The 15,565-nt window shown below is 74.0% G+C and carries 13 protein-coding genes, 1 tRNA gene and 3 pseudogenes; 5 read left to right on the top strand and 12 right to left on the bottom strand.

The window, feature by feature from the left end:
* Window positions 1–3: 3 nt before the first annotated feature.
* Window positions 4–1,980 (bottom strand): EAL domain-containing protein, encoded by a 1,977-nt coding sequence (locus EAO76_RS24820; RefSeq protein ID WP_262375723.1) that lies wholly within the window; start codon window positions 1,978–1,980, stop codon window positions 4–6.
* A 410-nt stretch (window positions 1,981–2,390) separates the two neighbouring features.
* Here EAO76_RS24820 and EAO76_RS46610 point away from each other — a divergent pair.
* Window positions 2,391–2,603, top strand: a pseudogene (locus tag EAO76_RS46610) (peptidase M6); the annotation flags it as partial.
* A 2-nt stretch (window positions 2,604–2,605) separates the two neighbouring features.
* On the opposite strand, the pseudogene EAO76_RS24805 reads toward EAO76_RS46610, so the two are convergent.
* Window positions 2,606–2,770, bottom strand: a pseudogene (locus EAO76_RS24805) (peptidase M6); the annotation flags it as partial.
* Between EAO76_RS24805 and EAO76_RS24800 the strand changes: the two are divergent.
* Window positions 2,767–3,768: pseudogene (locus EAO76_RS24800) on the top strand (M6 family metalloprotease domain-containing protein); the annotation flags it as partial. The pseudogenes EAO76_RS24805 and EAO76_RS24800 sit on opposite strands and share 4 nt — an antisense overlap.
* A 76-nt stretch (window positions 3,769–3,844) precedes the next feature.
* Here EAO76_RS24800 and EAO76_RS24795 read toward each other — a convergent pair.
* From EAO76_RS24795 to EAO76_RS24755, 9 genes are all read right to left on the bottom strand, one after another.
* A tRNA-Lys gene (locus tag EAO76_RS24795) sits at window positions 3,845–3,918 on the bottom strand.
* A complete protein-coding gene (locus EAO76_RS24790; RefSeq protein ID WP_148838140.1) occupies window positions 3,909–4,664 on the bottom strand; it encodes a hypothetical protein in 756 nt (251 codons plus the stop codon). Before EAO76_RS24790 ends, EAO76_RS24795 begins: the two co-directional genes overlap by 10 nt.
* A 130-nt stretch (window positions 4,665–4,794) precedes the next feature.
* Window positions 4,795–5,136, bottom strand: a complete 342-nt coding sequence (locus EAO76_RS24785; protein ID WP_148838139.1) for a hypothetical protein — start codon at window positions 5,134–5,136, stop codon at window positions 4,795–4,797.
* Between the two features lie 115 nt (window positions 5,137–5,251).
* Entirely contained in the window at window positions 5,252–5,866 is a 615-nt protein-coding gene (locus EAO76_RS24780; protein WP_148838342.1) for a CatB-related O-acetyltransferase, read from the bottom strand.
* 118 nt (window positions 5,867–5,984) lie between these two features.
* Window positions 5,985–6,368 (bottom strand): VOC family protein, encoded by a 384-nt coding sequence (locus tag EAO76_RS24775; RefSeq protein ID WP_262375722.1) that lies wholly within the window; start codon window positions 6,366–6,368, stop codon window positions 5,985–5,987.
* Window positions 6,369–6,444: 76 nt separating this feature from the next.
* Window positions 6,445–7,779: an AAA domain-containing protein gene (locus EAO76_RS24770; RefSeq protein WP_148838138.1), complete on the bottom strand. Its 1,335-nt coding sequence runs from the start codon at window positions 7,777–7,779 to the stop codon at window positions 6,445–6,447.
* Complete coding sequence (locus EAO76_RS24765; RefSeq protein ID WP_148838137.1) at window positions 7,776–9,386, bottom strand: hypothetical protein; 1,611 nt, start codon at window positions 9,384–9,386, stop codon at window positions 7,776–7,778. The genes EAO76_RS24770 and EAO76_RS24765 overlap by 4 nt, the downstream gene beginning before the upstream one ends.
* Window positions 9,377–10,525 carry a hypothetical protein gene (locus EAO76_RS24760; protein ID WP_399462720.1) on the bottom strand — a complete coding sequence of 383 codons (1,149 nt, stop codon included), beginning with the start codon at window positions 10,523–10,525 and terminating at the stop codon, window positions 9,377–9,379. Before EAO76_RS24760 ends, EAO76_RS24765 begins: the two co-directional genes overlap by 10 nt.
* Window positions 10,449–11,441, bottom strand: coding sequence for a phosphatase PAP2 family protein (locus EAO76_RS24755; protein ID WP_187438784.1), 993 nt, complete (start codon window positions 11,439–11,441; stop codon window positions 10,449–10,451). Before EAO76_RS24755 ends, EAO76_RS24760 begins: the two co-directional genes overlap by 77 nt.
* Before the next feature lie 243 nt (window positions 11,442–11,684).
* On the opposite strand from EAO76_RS24755, the gene EAO76_RS24750 reads away from it, so the two are divergent.
* Entirely contained in the window at window positions 11,685–12,281 is a 597-nt protein-coding gene (locus tag EAO76_RS24750) for a histidine phosphatase family protein (protein ID WP_148838136.1), read from the top strand.
* Window positions 12,282–12,358: 77 nt separating this feature from the next.
* Here the strand turns inward: EAO76_RS24750 and EAO76_RS24745 are convergent, their stop codons facing one another.
* Complete coding sequence (locus EAO76_RS24745) at window positions 12,359–13,708, bottom strand: tetratricopeptide repeat protein (protein WP_148838135.1); 1,350 nt, start codon at window positions 13,706–13,708, stop codon at window positions 12,359–12,361.
* Between the two features lie 254 nt (window positions 13,709–13,962).
* Between EAO76_RS24745 and EAO76_RS24740 the strand changes: the two genes are divergently transcribed.
* Both EAO76_RS24740 and EAO76_RS24735 read left to right on the top strand, forming a co-directional pair.
* On the top strand, window positions 13,963–14,406 hold the full coding sequence (locus EAO76_RS24740) for a hypothetical protein (RefSeq protein WP_187438783.1): 444 nt from the start codon (window positions 13,963–13,965) through the stop codon (window positions 14,404–14,406).
* 151 nt (window positions 14,407–14,557) lie between these two features.
* On the top strand, window positions 14,558–15,493 hold the full coding sequence (locus EAO76_RS24735) for a fused MFS/spermidine synthase (protein WP_187438782.1): 936 nt from the start codon (window positions 14,558–14,560) through the stop codon (window positions 15,491–15,493).
* Window positions 15,494–15,565 lie beyond the last annotated feature (72 nt).

The following is a 15,565-nucleotide window of genomic DNA, read 5'->3' as shown; positions in this document are numbered from 1 at the left end:
GGATCAGGCGGGCAGTTTCCCGCTGCCGATCAGCTCGGCGATCCGCTCCGGGGCCACCGCACGCGAGTACAGCCAGCCCTGCCCGGTGTCGCAGCCGATCCTGCGCAGCCGCTCCGCCTGCCCGGCCGTCTCCACGCACTCCGCGGTGACGGTCAGACCCAGGCGGTGCGCCAGCTGCACCATCGCCTCGACGATCGTCTCGTCGGCCGGACTCGGGTGGGCGCCGTCGTCGTAGCGGAAACCGCGGACGAACGAGCCGTCCAGCTTCAGCACGGAGACCGGGAGCCGGCTCAGATAGGCGAGGTTCGAATAGCCGGTGCCGAAGTCGTCGATGGCGATGCGCACCCCCATGCCGCTGAGCGACTGGAGGGCCTGGAGCGGCCTGCCCGCCGAACCCATCACCGCGGACTCGGTCAGCTCCAGTTGCAGCAGCGCCGGATCGAGACCGGTCTCGGCGAGGATCTCGGCGACATCGGTGACCAGGTCGGAGTCCCAGACCTGGCGCACGGCGACATTGACGCTGATGAACAACGGCGGATCGGTCGGGTGTTCGAGCTGCCAGCGCCTGGCCTGGCGGCAGGCGGACCGGAGCACCCACCGGCCGAGCTGGACGATCGAGCCGTCCTCCTCGGCGATCGCGACGAACCGATTCGGCGAGAGCATGCCGAATTGCGGGTGATTCCAGCGCACCAGCGCCTCCACCCCGTGCACCACCCCGTCGGCCATGCCGACCAGCGGCTGGTACTCGATGGTGAACTCGCCGCGCTCCACGGCGGGCCGCAGGTTCGAGGAGAGGGTCTGCCGGGTCATCCGGTGGGCGTTGCGTTCCGGGTCGAAGACCGTCCAGCGGGCCTTGCCGTCCGCCTTCGCCCAGTACAGCGTGGTGTCGGCGGCCTGCATCAGTCCGGTGGCCGAGGTCCCGGCCACCGGGCGCTCCACCACCCCGATCGACGCGGACACGGAGAGCCGCTGCCCGGCCAGGTCGAAGGGCTGCTGGAGCGCGTGGAGCACCGCGCGGGCCAGGTCGGTGAGCTGCTGCGTGCCGGTGGAGTCCTCGACCAGGATCGCGAACTCGTCGCCGCCCAGCCGGGCCACGAGGTGCGAGCCGGGGCGGCGCGGCCCGTCCTGCTCCGCGCAGTCGGTGAGCCGCGCGGCGACGGCGGCGAGCAGCCGGTCGCCGACCCGGTGGCCCATCGTGTCGTTGACGGCCTTGAACCCGTCCAGGTCCAGGTAGCAGACCCCGACCCGGCCGCTCCCGGATTCGGCGCCGTCGTCCCGGGGGGAGGGGTTCTCCAGGACGGCGGTGAGCCGCTCGAAGAACAGCGTCCGGTTGGGCAGCCGGGTCACCGGGTCGTGCATCTGGAGGTGGCGCAGCCGTTTCTGCAGCTCGCGCCGGTCGCTGATGTCCGAGACGGAGAGCAGCACCTGCCCGGCCCCCCGCGCGCCGCCCGCACCCGTCCCCGTATCCCTGTCCGCGCCGGTGCTCGCGCCGGTGCTTGCGCCCGAGCCCGCGCCCGTGTCGGCACCGGTCGCCGCGCTCGTGCCCGGGCCCGTACCGTGCTCCGGCCCCGGCATCGGCACGACGGTGACCTCGGCCCACAGCGAGCGGCCGTCGGGGTGCTTGAGCTGGTGGGTGCGGCGGAACCGCGAGCGCCGCCCGTGCAGCACCTCGCGGTACGCGTGCCAGGTGCGGCCGTCCGCCGCCAGGTCGAGCAGATCGGCCGCGGACTGGTTGGCCAGCGCCGTGGCGGGGCGGCCGAGGAGGTTGCCGAGGGCGTCGTTGGCGGTGACGACCAGGCCCTCGTGGTCGACCACGGCCATCGGGAGCGCGGCGGCCCGGAACGCCGCCCGGTAGCCGTGCGGCTCGGAGCCGCAGCCCCCGACGGGGGGCCACAGTTGATCACGCTCCGTGGTCGAAGGTTCCGCGGAACAGGGGGACGTGCCCGCCGGGGGCCTCGGCCCTTCGGACGTTCCGCTCACCGTTCGCTCCTGCCGTGCAGTTCGGTTTTGAACAGGTGTGGCCGGACCGGCCCGCCGCGCGGATCGCCTCGACCGCAGGCGGAAACCGCGTGGGAAAGCCTGGTGAAGCATAGAGGCAGGGACCTGGGCCGTTCCAGCGCCCCGACCCTTCCACGCCTTGCGTACGCCTCGCATGGGTCATTTGCGCGCCGATCCGATTTGCCCGCAAGTGATTGTTTCCGAGCGCTTCTGCGCCACCGTGATGCCCGAATGACCGATTGTGACTGTCCGTGAAGTTCATGGGCTCGGCCGATCGCTGACTCGACTGGGGCAGCACAACAGGACGAAAGCCCTGAATCATCACAGGGTGGGTGCGTGACCCCATCTCGTACCCGGAGGCAGGCGTGCCGCGTCAGCGCAGAACCGGGGGAGTGGAGAGGCCGAGTCTGCGCGGTGTGGGCGCGGCCCTGACCTCTCTCCTGGCGCTCGCCGCCACCTCCCTCGTCGCCGGACCCGCCGCGGCCGCCACCGGCGAGGCGGGTCCGTGCGCCCTGCCGCGCACCGAGGCGCACCACTCGCTCGGCGTGAGTGACTGGAACAACGCCTACCCCCGCCCCGACCACCCCCTCGACGCGGTCATGATCTTCCTGTCGTTCCCGGTGGAGCCGCGCGCCTCGATGGCGACGGCGCTGTCCTCGCCGGTCCTGATCACCGCGAGCCGGGTGCCGAGGGAGGCACCCGGCGCGGGCACGGCCGCCATCGGCTCCAGGGTGATGTCCCGGCTGCTCTGGACGCAGACCACCTGCCTTTCTTTCCTTCCCGGACGCCCGGCCGGCCACGACCCCCGGCGAACTCGCCGCCGACCACTTCCCCGCCACCACCCAGTTCTTCCAGCGCGCCTCGTACGGGAAGTTCACCCTGCGCCCGCACCCGTTGCGGCAGTGGATCCGGATGCCCGAGACGTCCGACCGGTACGGCATACGGCGCGACTGGGACAACGGCCGGCGCGGCGCCTATCTGCGCGACGCCGTGGCCGCGGCCGATCCGCAGGTCGACTTCTCCCGGTACGCCGTCGTCTACCTGGTCGCCGACCCGGACGCCCCGGGCGTCGACTCCGACGCCACCAAGGTGGTCAACTTCGACGAGCCACTGCACGCCGACGGCACGGACATCCGGCGCGTCGTCACCGTCTTCGAGCGGCACCCGCCGGACCGCAACGTGCTGGCGCACGAGACCGGCCATGTCTTCGACCTGCCGGACCTCTACCACCGGCCGGCCGACGGCAAGGGCGACTGGGACACCTACGTCGGCGACTGGGACGTGATGGGCAGCCAGTTCGGACTCGCGCCGGATCTCTTCGGCTGGCACAAGTGGAAGCTGGGCTGGCTGGACCGCAGGCAGGTGGTCTGCGTCCAGAGCAGCCGGGACATCACCCTGGAGCCGATGGCGGCCGTGCCCGCGCCGGGTGCCTCCCTCGGCACCCGGCTCGCGGTGATCAGGACCGGCGAGGACAGCGCCGTCGCCATCGAGGCGCGCGGCTCCACCGGGAACGACAGCACGACCTGCGCCGAGGGTGTCCTGCTCTACCGGGTGCGCGGCAAGACCCCGTCCGGCGGCGGTCCGGTCGAGGTCATCGACACCCACCCCGAAACCGACGGCTGCTGGGACCGGTCGGTCTACGCCCCGCTCGCGGACGCCCCGTTGCGGGTCGGCGAGACGTACAGCATCCCCGACGGGCACACCAGGGTCGAGGTCGCGGACCGGACCCCGTCGGGCGCCTGGACCGTCCGGATCACCACCGGCACGTAGGGCCCTTCGCGACGCCCTCCGCTTCCCGGCACACGAAGAAGCCCCCTCGCTTCCGCGAGGGGGCTTCTCCCGTCTGTGCGCCGCCAGGGACTCGAACCCCGGACCCGCTGATTAAGAGTCAGCTGCTCTAACCAACTGAGCTAGCGGCGCCTGCTGACGTCGTAGACCTTAGCACCCCGATCGGCGGGAGGAAAAATCGGTTCTCGGACCGCCGCCGAGGGCGTCGACCTGGTCACCCGCACGCAGGCCCAGAGCAGTACGTCGGGCCCCGGCAGCCAGGGGGTACGGGTGTCGGGGGCGACCACCCAGCGGGGGTCGGAAGCGGCGGGCGCGCAGGTCAGGGGCGGAACGGTGACCGCGTCCCCGGTGCCGTGGCAGAGCAGTGGTGGAACCTTTCCGTCGCTGCCGTCACCGTCGCCGTCGGCGCCTCCCGGGCCCTCGACGCCCTCGCCGTCCCGCAGCTGCGGGTCCATGGCCGCCCGCGGCTCGGGGCCGCCGCCCCACTCCTCCCAGTCGAGCAGCGACGGCAGCCGCTGGGCGGTGCCGGGGGAGGCGAACAGCAGCATCCGGCCGCGGTGCGTGGCGACGGGGCCGGAACCCGGACCGTCGGACCACAGGTGCTCCAGCATCCGGCGCCCGAAGAGGGTGGGCACGTTCACCACGTCGAAGGCCGATCCGCACGGCAGCACCCCGGGCGAGGAGGGGTGGGCCTCCCACTGGGCCAGTGTGCTGCGCGGATAGGCGGCGGCACCGGCGAGCCAGGCGGCCCCGGCCGCCGTGACCTGGGACGTCTGATGCACCGGGGACCGGTGGTGCGGGGCGGGGAGGACGCCGACGCCGTGGTGCGGGGTCTCGCCGTGATGGGGGATGGTGTCGTCTGGCAGCCATGCGGTCATGCGCCCATGTCTACCGGGAGTGATCGAGCGGATTCCGAGAGTTGCCGGAAACCGGGACAGGGCGGGGTGGCAAGGAGTATCTTGCGCGCGGGCATATGCCAGAGGTCGTAACCGGGGCCGTTGTCCGACGTCAGGAGGGTGTCCGGCCCAGCAGGCTCCGGCCGAACTCGACCATCTTCCTGGCGTAGTCCTCGGTCCACTCCGCGCGCTCCGCGATGTCCGCCGTCGTCAGCCGGTCGAACCGGCGCGGATCGGCGAGCCGGGCGGCGGCGATCGCCTGGAACTCGACCGCCCGGTCGGTCGCGGCCCGGAACGCCAGGGTCAGCTCGGTGGCGCGGGACAGCAGCTCCTTCGGGTCGTCCATCGACTCCAGGTCGAAGAAGTGCTCGGGATCGGCGACGGCCGCCGACGGCTCGAAGAGCAGGGGCGCCGGACGCATCCGCTGCCGTTCGTTCCGCTCGGACTGTGGCATGTGGTGTTCCCTCCTCGGATGGGCCGGACGGCCACCCTCCATTGTCCAACGTCCCGCAAGTGGGCCCGGATCCCGGACGCGACGCCTCCGGTCGGGACCACCGGCCCCGACCGGGTCACCGGCGGGGGAGCGCGGACGCCGCCTTCTCCAGGTCGTCGACGCTGCCGGACATGATGGTGCGGATGTGCTCGGTGATGTGCTCGACGGGCCAGTCCCACCAGGCGACGGCGAGGAGCCGGGCGACGGTCTCCTCGTCGTGGCGGGTGCGGATCGGGCGGGCGGGGTTGCCGCCGACGATGCCGTAGTCGGGCACGTCGGAGGTGACGACGGAGCCGGCGGCGATGATCGCGCCGTGCCCGATGCGCACGCCCGGCATCACCGTGGAGCCGTAGCCGAACCAGACATCGTTGCCGACGACGGTGTCGCCCCGGTTCGGCAGCCCGGTCAGCAGGTCGAAGTGCTCGCTCCACGAGCCGCCCATGGAGGGGAACGGGAAGGTGGAGGGGCCGTCCATCCGGTGGTTGGCCCCGTTCATGATGAACCGCACACCGGTCCCCAGCGCGCAGTACTTGCCGATGACGAGCTTCTCCGGACCGTAGTGGTACAGCACGTTGCGGGTCTCGAACGCGGTCGGGTCGTCCGGGTCGTCGTAGTACGAGAAGTCCCCGACCTCGATCAGCTCGGACTTCACCAGGGGCTTCAGCAGCACCACCCGCGACTGCCCGGGCATCGGGTGCAGGACGGTCGGGTCGGCGGGGACGGCGGGGTCGGGCACGGGGCGATTCCTTGTCGGTCGTCGGGTGTCGGGTGTCGGGTGTCGGGCGGTGTCCGGCCGGTGGGGCTCGCGGTCACGCCTGGTCGGAGCAGAGGCAGAACGGGCGTCCGGCCGGGTCGAGGAGCACCCGGACGTTCTCCTGCGGCTGGTGCTCCGCCACGGTGGCGCCCAGCGCGACCGCGTCGGCGACCGCCGAGTCCAGGTCGCCGACCTGGAAGTCGAAGTGCATCATCGGGCGCTGCTCCCCGTCGACCGGGGGCCAGACCGGGGCCCGGTAACCGTCCGCCCGCTGGAACACGAGGAACGGTCCCTCGGGGGAGGCGGCGACGACGGACGTGCCCGGCTCCTCGTGCCCGACGTGCCAGTCCAGGAGCCCGGCGTAGAACCTCGCCGAGGCGCCGGGGTCCGGCGCCTCGACCGTCGTGCCCCACCACATGCCGCGGGTCCGTGATCTCATTCCGGAAGTCCTTCTCGTGAGCGTGCTCGGGTCGGGGGATCCGGCCGCGGAGCGGCCGGGACCGTTCGGGGCCGGATCACGGTCGCCAGGCCACCCGGTGCTCCGCCAGATGCGCCAGCACCGCGTGGTTCGCCTCCCAGCCGTCCGGGAACTTCACCGTGACGCCCAACTGCACCGGCTCCGTGGAAGGGTGCTCGTCCAGCAGCTCCGTGACACCCGCCCGGCACACCACGACACAGGCGTGCCGGTGGCGCGAGGCCAGTACGCAGAGCCGGCCCGTCTCCAGGTGGAAGGCCGTGGCGTCGGGGCGGCCGGACAGCGGGTGCAGGACCACCGTGACGTCGAACTCGCGGCCCTGGAGCCGGTTCGCCGTGTCCACCGCGACGCCGCTCACGCCCAGCTCCGCGAGCGCCGCCCGGACCGCCGCCGCCTGGTCGCGGTGGGCGGTGCCGACCGCGACCCGGTCCGCCGTCACCGGCACCGGGTCCGGTGAGCGCTCGCTGGTCGCCGCGCCGCCCCGGTCCAGGAGCCGGCGGACCACCAGGGCCACCGCCCGCACCGCCTCCGGATCGGTGCGCGGCGTGTGCCTGGCCGGGAGTTCGAGCAGACCCCAGCCGGACTCCGCGGCCTCGTCCAGCACCCGGTCCGGGGCCGAGCCGTCCGACGCGACGCCGAACGACAGCCGCCGGTCGCCGTGGTCCGTCCCGCTGCGGAACGGGGTGTACGGGTAGAACGCGTCCGAGACCAGCGGCGCGGCGGACGCGGGCAGCCGCCAGGACACCGGCAGCCGGTGCTGCGGCAGTTGGGGATTGTGCGCGAGCAGGGTGGAGACCGCGCTCGCGGACGGGTCGTACGAGAGCCCCGCCCACTGGTCCGCGCCCACGATCGAGAACGGGTCCAACTGCCCCGGGTCGCCGACGAACAACGCCCGTTCGAAGAGCCCCGCCACGGCCAGCAACGCGTCCGAGCGCATCTGGTACGCCTCGTCGACGATCGCGTGCCCCCACGGCTCCACGTTCTTCACGTGCGCCCACTTGGCGGCCGTCGAGATGACGACGTCCAGCCCGGCCAGATCGGCCGCCTTCGCCGACTTCCGTACGTTGGCCAGACCGTCCAGCACCTTGTCGTACGGGTCGGAGTCGTTGCTGTGCAGCCGGCCCACCGGCAGCCCCGGGTCCTTCTCCGCCAGCCGCACCACCAGGTCGTCGACCTGGGCGTTGGTCTGCGCGACCACCATCAACGGATGCCCGGCCGCCGCGAGTTCGAGCGCGGCGCGCACCACGAGCGTCGACTTGCCCGCGCCCGGCGGGGAGTCCACCACGATGCCGCGCGACGTACCGCCGAGGGTGTCGGCGAGGATCGCGTCGGTCGCCCGCGCGGCCCGCGCGCCCGGGTCGAAGACATCCGTCACAGCAGGTCCTCCGCGGTCACCGGGTCGGGGTGCTCGGCATGCCCGGCCGCCGCGCCCGGCGGACCGCCGTGCGTCCAGGGCGTCTCTTCCGGGTCCGGCAGCTTCGGGCCGCCGCGCTGGTCGTGTTCGAACAGGGTCCAGGCGATCCGGTCGCCCGGCCCGGGCACCGAACCCGGGGCCGGCTCCTTGCTCCGGCCCATCCGGTCGAGGATCCGCAGCACCAGCGACGGCGCGCCCCCGTCCTCCGGTTCGGCGTACGCCACGAACTCGGCGGTCTGCGGTCTGCCGTCCAGCGAGCGGTACACCTTGGTGCGCTCGCCCAGGTGCGGACGCTCGTCGGTGCGGACCGTGACCAGCGGGCGCGGGGACGGGCGCCTGGACTCGCTGTACGCCATCACCATCTCCGTCACCTCGCCCACGAACGCCTCCCCGGCCAGTCGCCGCCCGGCCAGCACCAGCGGATCGTCCAACGCCTCCTGGGCCTCCAACTGGGCCTGCGCCGTCTCCCGCGAGGCCAGCTTCTGCGCCGCCGTCACCGCGTCGTCCCGGCGCGGCTGCGGCGGCTCGCCGGAGCGCACCCGGTCCCGATGACCGGTGAACGACCAGCGGTCCCTGGTCCAGCGGTCCTCGACCCGGGCCCCCTCGGGCAGCCCCCGCAGCAGATCGAGCCCCCGCCACACCGCGTCCCACGTCGGCCGCATCACCCCGGCCAGCAACCCCCTGATCTCCCGTTCGGCGGCGGTCACCCCGGCGAGCAGGGCATCGGCCGCGAGACCGTCCTCGGCCGCCGCGAGCGCCGTGCGGGCCCGGTCGTACCGCTCGATGGCGGGCGCCAGCAACCGGTTGTCGAACGCCGGGTCCGTGGCCGGACCGGCCGGCGGGCACCACAACTGCCCCTCGTCGTCCCGCTCCAGCTCCGCGCGCAGCGCCGCCGACGCCCCCGACCCGCCCGCCGGCACGTCGATCCAGGCGAGCAGCGCGCCCAGGTGCTGATCCTCCAGGCTGCTCTGCCCGGTCGCCCAGTGCCGGTTCAGCAGATCCGTCGCGGCGAGCAGCAGGGCGGAGCCGGGCACCCGGGCCCGCTCCCCGTAATGCGTCAGCCAGCGGCCCAGCAGCGGAACGCGGGCGGGCGCGGGGTACGGCGCGTCGGGGTCGTCCTCGGCCGTGCGCCGGAACCGCATGGAACGGCCCAGCAGCCGGACGAACTCGACGCCCGCCCGGCTCGGCACGATCAACTGCGGCGCGTCCGCGCACAGCTCGACCTCGACCTTGGTCTTCTTCCCGGTCGCCGGATCGGTCTCGTTGCGCTCGGCGGGTTCGACGACGTCCTCGTACGCCTCGATGTGCGGCAGCACCGCCTCGGCCAGCTCGGCGAGGAACGCGAACCGCAGGTCCCGGTCGCGCGGCTGCGGGACCGCCAGCAGCCGGGGCGCCTCCCGGTCCGTCCCGACGAGCGCGCCCAGCGGGGCACCGGCCTCACCGGCCGTGGTCAGCGGGACCAGGACGAGCGGCCGGTCGGTCAGATGCCGGTGCCGGACCGTCGCCAACGGCTGCGCCCGGCCGCTCTCCACGGCCTCCATCCGGGCCAGGGTGCTGATCAGCGACATGCCGCACCGCCCTCCAGCGCCTCGGTGCGCAGGGCCGCCGCCCGTCGCAGGGCCGCGACCGTCGGGTCCGCCGGATCACCCTCCTTGCCCGCGGCGGCGGCCAGCACCTCGCCCACCGCGGTCAGCCCGCCCAGCTCGCCGCGCACGCTCCGCCCCAACGCCTCCACCGCACCGGCCGCCCGGGCCTTCTCCCGGCAGTGGAAGGCCAGCTCGCAGGCGGCCAGGCACTCCGGGGCGTACGCCGCGTCGACCGAAGCGACCGCGGCGTCCAACTGCTGCCGGGGGCACCCCGGATCGAAGGTGGTGCCCTCGGGCAGGGCCGCCGCGATGTCCTCCAGCCGGGTCAGCCGGGCCAGCTGACGCCGGGTGACCGCGCGCTGCTTGCGCACGTCGACGACCGAGGCGGTGGGCAGGTTGGAGAAGTCCTTCGGGCAGACCAGCAGCACCCGGTGGCCGACCCCGGCCCCCTCGGTCAGCTCCGCGATCCGCTCCAGCGCCAGGACGTAGACGGCGGACTGCCGGGCCGCGGCGCCGACCTTCGCCGCGTCGGCGGAACCGTCGAGCATGGGGAAGGACTTGATCTCGATGACCGTCCAGGTGCCGTCCGGATGCACCGCCACCGCGTCCGGCTCCAGATAGGCGGGGGAACCCGCCACGTCCAGGGCCAGCATCGGGTGGTCCAGCAGCGCCCAGCCGCCCGCCCCGGTCGCCTCGCGCAGCGCCAGGGCCGTACGCGCGGCGCGGCCCTCGGGACCGGCCGCCGTCAGATCGGGCACCAGGACCTCGCGCGGCTCCCCGGCGCCGCCGCCCAGCCGTTCGTACAGCAGTCGCATCAGCTCCGTGCCGCCGTCGGCCTTGACCTTGGCCTCGAAGGCGTTGCCCCGGACGAGGGCGAACTGAGACTGGCCGAAGGGCGCCGGCGCGCCGAGTGCCTCGGCCAGCGCGCCCTTGTCCACCCCGGCGCCGTCCAGCAGGGCGCGGCGCCGGCAGCCGGGATTGGCGGCGAGGGCGGCCAGCGCGCGGGCGTCCATCGGGCGCGGGGCCACATCGGGGCCCCGCAGCTCAGCGAGCCGCCGCCGGAGCGTCGCCGCCCGCCGCTCCCGCTCCTGCGGGGGCGCCGGGGGCGGCCCGGGACGCACGACCGGCCGGGAGGTCTGCGTCGGCCGGTGCCGCGGCGTCGGTGGAGTCTGCGGAGGAGGTCCGCTGGCCGGGGATTCGCTCACCCGCGGAAGTGTTGCATCCGGCACTGACAATCGGGGACTTGGCCGACGGGGCGATTCGCGGGAACCGGGTCCCGACGCGGTCCTTGACCCGGTCCGCGAGACGCATCACGGGCCGGGCGAGCAGGGCCCCGACGCCCATCACGGCGGCGCCCGCGACCGCGTCGAGCAGGTAGTGGTTGGCCGTGCCCATCACCACGAACGTGGTGATCAGGGGGTAGGCGATGCCCAGGGCCCGCAGATACGGGTTCCGGCAGTGGCGCCACAGCAGGATCCCGCACCAGAGCGACCAGCCGACGTGCAGGCTCGGCATCGCCGCGTACTGGTTGGTCATCCCGCCCATGCCGCGCGGGGCGCTCGCCTCGGCGCCCCACCAGCCGTAGGAGCTGTACTGCGCCATCGTGTCGACGAAGCCGTGCTTCGCCTCCAGCAGCCGGGGCGGGCAGGTCGGCATCAGCGTGAAGCCGATCAGGCCGAGCATCGTGGAGGTCATCAGCCAGGTGCGGGCCCTGCGGTACACCTCCTGGCGGCGGCGGAACAGCCAGACCAGGACGATCGGGGTGACCAGGTAGTGCAGGGACGCGTACGCGAAGTCGGAGGGTATGCCTATGGAGGGGTGGGCGGTGAGCAGCCGGTTGAGCGGATGCTCGGCGTTGAGGTGGAAGGTCTTCTCCAGGCGCAGGATGGCCAGGCCGTTGTCGACGGCAGTGGACACGTCGCCGCGGGCCACCAGCCGGCCCCCCGAGTAGGCCGCGTACATCAGGACCAGCAGTGACAGCTCGGTCCACCAACGGGGCCGCGGGCGCGCGTCGGGCGCGGTGCTGGCATGCTGCATCCGGAAGCTCTCCATCATGTGTTCATATGACCGACGGCGGGCGTTCAACCGTACGGTGCGAGTCGGTCGCGACTCCTCCGGGGGTTCCGGCGGGGTCTCGTGCGCACGGCTTTCTCCGCGTCCCGTGGGACGCCGGTTCGGCCCCGGAGGTTGCCTCGCGCCCACGTGCGCGATGATGGGAGAACCGGACGATCATTCTGTCGTGGTCCCCGGCCCAAGATCTCGGTTTCAGGGAGAGCCGTCATGGCACCGCGTATCCTGCTCGCCCGGCACGGCCAGACGGAGTGGTCCGTCAAGGGCAATCACACCGGCAGGACGGACATTCCGCTCCTCGACACCGGCCGCGCCGGCGCCGAGCTCCTCGGTGAGCGGCTGCACCGCGGCCCGTGGGCGGAGATCCCGGAGCTGGAAGTCCGCACCAGCCCCCTGCGACGAGCCAGCGAGACCTGTGCCCTCGCCGGGTTCGGGGACCGGGCCGAGCCCTGGGACGCGCTGCTGGAGTGGGACTACGGGGCGTACGAGGGGATGACCCCGGCCGAGATCAGGGCGATCCGGCCCGACTGGCTGATCTGGCGCGACGGGGTCCCGGAGGGCGAGACCCCGGCCGAGCTGTCCGCCCGCGCCGACGAGATCGTCGAGTGGGCCCGGTCCGCCGACCGCGACGTGCTGGTCTTCGCCCACGGGCACATCCTGCGGGCGCTGGGCGCCCGATGGCTCGGCGAGGACGTGACGTTCGCGGCCCGCATCCGGCTCGACCCGACGTCCCTGTCGGTACTGGGGTGGGCGTACGGGGCCCCCGCGCTGGAGCGCTGGAACGACACGGGCCACCTGGAGCGGTAACCCGCCCGGCCCGTCGGTCCTGCGGGCGCGGGCGCGGGCGCCGTCACCGTGGCGCGCCGCTCACTCCCGCGTACCGCTCACTTCGGCGTACCGCTTACTTCGGCGTACCGCTCCAGGAACTCCCGTACCTCCCGGGTGCCCCGCTGCGGCCTCAGCGCCGTCACCGACCCGGCCAGCATTGCCCGGATGCGGGTCGACCGGACGCGGTCCAGCAGGTCGAGCACCCGGTGTCCCTCCGCCGCGGCCTGCGCGGCCTCGCCCGCGCGGGCCAGGTCCCAGGTCAGCTCGGCCCGGTACAGCGCCAGGTTCCGGGTGAAGTGCGGGTCCTGGAGCCGCACCGCACGCCGCGCGTGGCGGGCCGCCCGCGACCACTCGCCCAGCACCGACCAGCACTGCGCCTCCAGGAACTCCAGCTCCGCCTCCCGGAAGAAGCTCATCCACTCCGGGTCGGCGTCGGACCGGCCGCGCCCGAACGCGGCGTGCGCCCGGCCGATCGCCCGCTCGCAGCCGGTGCGGTCCCCGAGCCCAGCCCGGCCCCCGGCCTCCCGCAGCGCGAGCAGTGCCAGCAGCCGGGGCGAGCCCAGGGGCTGCGCCGCACGCTGCCCGGCCTCTGCCGCGCGGACCGACTCCCGGGGCCGCCCGGTGTCCCGGGCCAGGAACGAGGTGTTGCAGAACGCGTGCGCCTCCAGCGCCGCGTCGCCCGCGACCCGGGCCGTGGCCAGCGCCTCCGCGTAGTGCGAGCGGGCGTCCTCGAAGCGGCCCGAGTCATGGGCCAGCCAGCCCACCGAGATGGCCAGTTCGCCCGCCCCGGCGTGCAGCCGACCGGCCGTGGAGCGCTTGGCGGCGACGCCGGAGTCGAGCAGCGCGTACGCGATCCGCAGAGGCTGCGAGGCCTTGCGGTACAGGCCGTCGCCGCCGTGCCGGTCGTCGAGCAGCCGGATCTGCCGTACCGCCTTCTCGACGGCGCTCACCTCGGCCTCGCCGACCCGGCGCGGGGCGGGACGGGCGGCAGCGGCGGCGGGGGTGCCGCCGAGGCCGAGGGTCGCGGTCGCCATCGTGGCGGTGCCGCTCGTCATGAACACGCGACGCAGCACGTCGCTCTCCTCGTCGGTGTCGCGGTGGGGCGCGGTGGGCGGTGGGGTGTCGGCGGTGGCCCGCGCCCCCCTGCCGCGTACGGTCTCACGCGACGAGAAGCCCAGATCCACCAGGGTCGTGCCGGGGAACATGTGCAGGAAGACCCGTTCGTACGCGTAGTTGGGGCAGCGGATCTCCCCGGACTCCACGCGTCCGATGTACCGGGCGTCGCACGCGACCTGTTCGCCGATCTCCCGGGCGGCCCTGCGTACCGCGGCGGCGAACTCCCCGGCGGAGCGCTGTCCGCGCAGCCGCCGGAAGGCGAGGTTGGGAACTGCCCCTGTCGACACCATGGACCGGAACCTCTCTTCTGCAGCCGGGGTTCCCGCTTCCGGTGTCCCGGTGGATGTCCCGGCGGAGCAAGAACGTACCCGCTGTGACAAGTTCCACATGGAGCGTTTACTTTCAAATCGGGCATCTCGCCCGTGATTTGCCATGAACTGCCACCCTTTGCGGCGGCGTGGCACCGTAGCCCTTGACGCAGTCGGCGCGTTGGTCCATGCGGAGACGGAACCCGGCTCCGCCCGGCGATGAGAGGAGAGGTCCCTTGTTGCATCTCGGCACGGAGACCGACGCACGGACGACTGCGACGACCCCGGCCGCGACGGGTGCCCCGGCACCCGCGTCCACGGAGGACCACGGGGCCGCCCCCTGCGACCTGGTGACCGTCCCGGCCCGCCAGGGACTTGAGGCCGTGGACATCCTGCGCCGGGACACCGCGCGGGACATCGGCCCGGTCCTGCACGACGGCGCCTGCGACACCCTCGGCTTCCTCGTGCCGCCGGGCACCGCCGAGGCGTGGGACGTACCCGGCAGCGCCTGTACGCGGACCGCCGGCCGCGGGCTGCGCATCCCCGCCGAGCCGCCGGCCCCCGGGAGCGGCTGGCTGCTGCCGCCGGTCGAGGACGCCCCGGTCACCGACCCCGCCGTGCTGCGGGCCGCCCTCGACCAGGCCGCCCGGCTCATCGAGGCGGCCGACAACCGCCACTGACCGCACGAGAGTCCTCCCGGGTCCGCGCCGCGGGTCCGGGAGGACCCGCCGGGTCCGGTCCGCGCCCATAATGGCCGGTGGGCGGGTTTCCCCGGCCCGGCCGGTCGCGTACCGGCCCGGAGCGAAGAGCAGTGAGCGGGCGCGAGCAGCAGTGGCACGTCGAGGAGCGTCGGGCAAAGGTGCGGGCGGTCGAGGGCGCCCGGACCGCGGGGCCGACGGCAGGGCCGAACGCGGTGCGGGACGCGCCGGGCGCAGGGCGGAGCCCCTCGCCGAACCGGTGGACGGCGGCCTCGCCGAGCTGGTGCCCGACCGGGAGCGCCCGCACGCCTGGACGCTGACGCTGGACGGTGCCCCGCAGTCCCACGTGGACCTCGACGACCCCACCTTCCTGTCCTTCGAGTACCAGCGCCGCATCGGGCACATAGTCGACCTCGTCGCCCCCGCCGGGCAGCCGCTGCACGTGGTGCACCTGGGCGGCGGCGCCTTCACCCTGGCCCGCTACATCGCCGCGACCCGGCCCCGTTCCACCCAGCAGATCGTCGAGGTGGACGCCGCGCTCGTCGGCTTCGTCCGCCGGGAACTGCCGCTGGACCCGCAGGCCAGGATCAGGGTCCGGACCACCGACGCCCGCGCCGGGCTCGGGAAGGTCCAGGACGACTGGGCGGACCTCGTCATCGCCGACGTCTTCAGCGGGGCCCGCACCCCCGCCCACCTCACCAGCACCGAGTTCCTCACCGAGGTCCGGCGGGTGCTGAGGCCCGGCGGGAGCTACGTGGCCAACCTGGCGGACGGACCGCCGCTGGCCCATCTGCGCGGCCAGATCGCCACCGCGGCCGCGGTCTTCCCCGAGCTGGCGCTCGCCGCCGACCCGACCGTGTGGCGCGGCCGGCGCTTCGGCAACGCGGTGCTGCTCGCGTCGGACCTGCCGCCGAAGGCCGCCGAACTGACCCGCCGGGTCGCGACCGACCCGCACCCCGGCCGCGTCGAGCACGGGCGGGCGCTCGCCGACTTCACCGGTGGCGCGGCGGCGGTGCACGACGCGACCGCGACGCCGTCCCCGGCCCCGCCCCCCTCGGCCTTCCGGTAGGACCCGGCTCCTCGCCGCATCCGGCACAACCGGCACATCCTGCCCCATCGGAGCCCCCGCCCGCTCCGGTAC

Source organism: Streptomyces sp. sk2.1 (genome assembly GCF_008120935.1).
Taxonomy (GTDB): domain Bacteria; phylum Actinomycetota; class Actinomycetes; order Streptomycetales; family Streptomycetaceae; genus Streptomyces.
This window is presented reverse-complemented; position numbering and strand designations above follow the sequence as displayed.

Excerpts from the sequence above, each read along its gene's own strand:
- EAO76_RS24790 (WP_148838140.1), bottom strand. The coding sequence starts at position 4,664 with ATGACCGCATGGCTGCCAGACGACACCATCCCCCATCACGGCGAGACC.
- EAO76_RS24785 (WP_148838139.1), bottom strand. The coding sequence starts at position 5,136 with ATGCCACAGTCCGAGCGGAACGAACGGCAGCGGATGCGTCCGGCGCCC.
- EAO76_RS24780 (WP_148838342.1), bottom strand. The coding sequence starts at position 5,866 with ATGCCCGGGCAGTCGCGGGTGGTGCTGCTGAAGCCCCTGGTGAAGTCC.
- EAO76_RS24775 (WP_262375722.1), bottom strand. The coding sequence starts at position 6,368 with ATGAGATCACGGACCCGCGGCATGTGGTGGGGCACGACGGTCGAGGCG.
- EAO76_RS24765 (WP_148838137.1), bottom strand. The coding sequence starts at position 9,386 with ATGTCGCTGATCAGCACCCTGGCCCGGATGGAGGCCGTGGAGAGCGGC.
- EAO76_RS24755 (WP_187438784.1), bottom strand. The coding sequence starts at position 11,441 with ATGCAGCATGCCAGCACCGCGCCCGACGCGCGCCCGCGGCCCCGTTGG.
- EAO76_RS24750 (WP_148838136.1), top strand. The coding sequence starts at position 11,685 with ATGGCACCGCGTATCCTGCTCGCCCGGCACGGCCAGACGGAGTGGTCC.
- EAO76_RS24745 (WP_148838135.1), bottom strand. The coding sequence starts at position 13,708 with ATGGTGTCGACAGGGGCAGTTCCCAACCTCGCCTTCCGGCGGCTGCGC.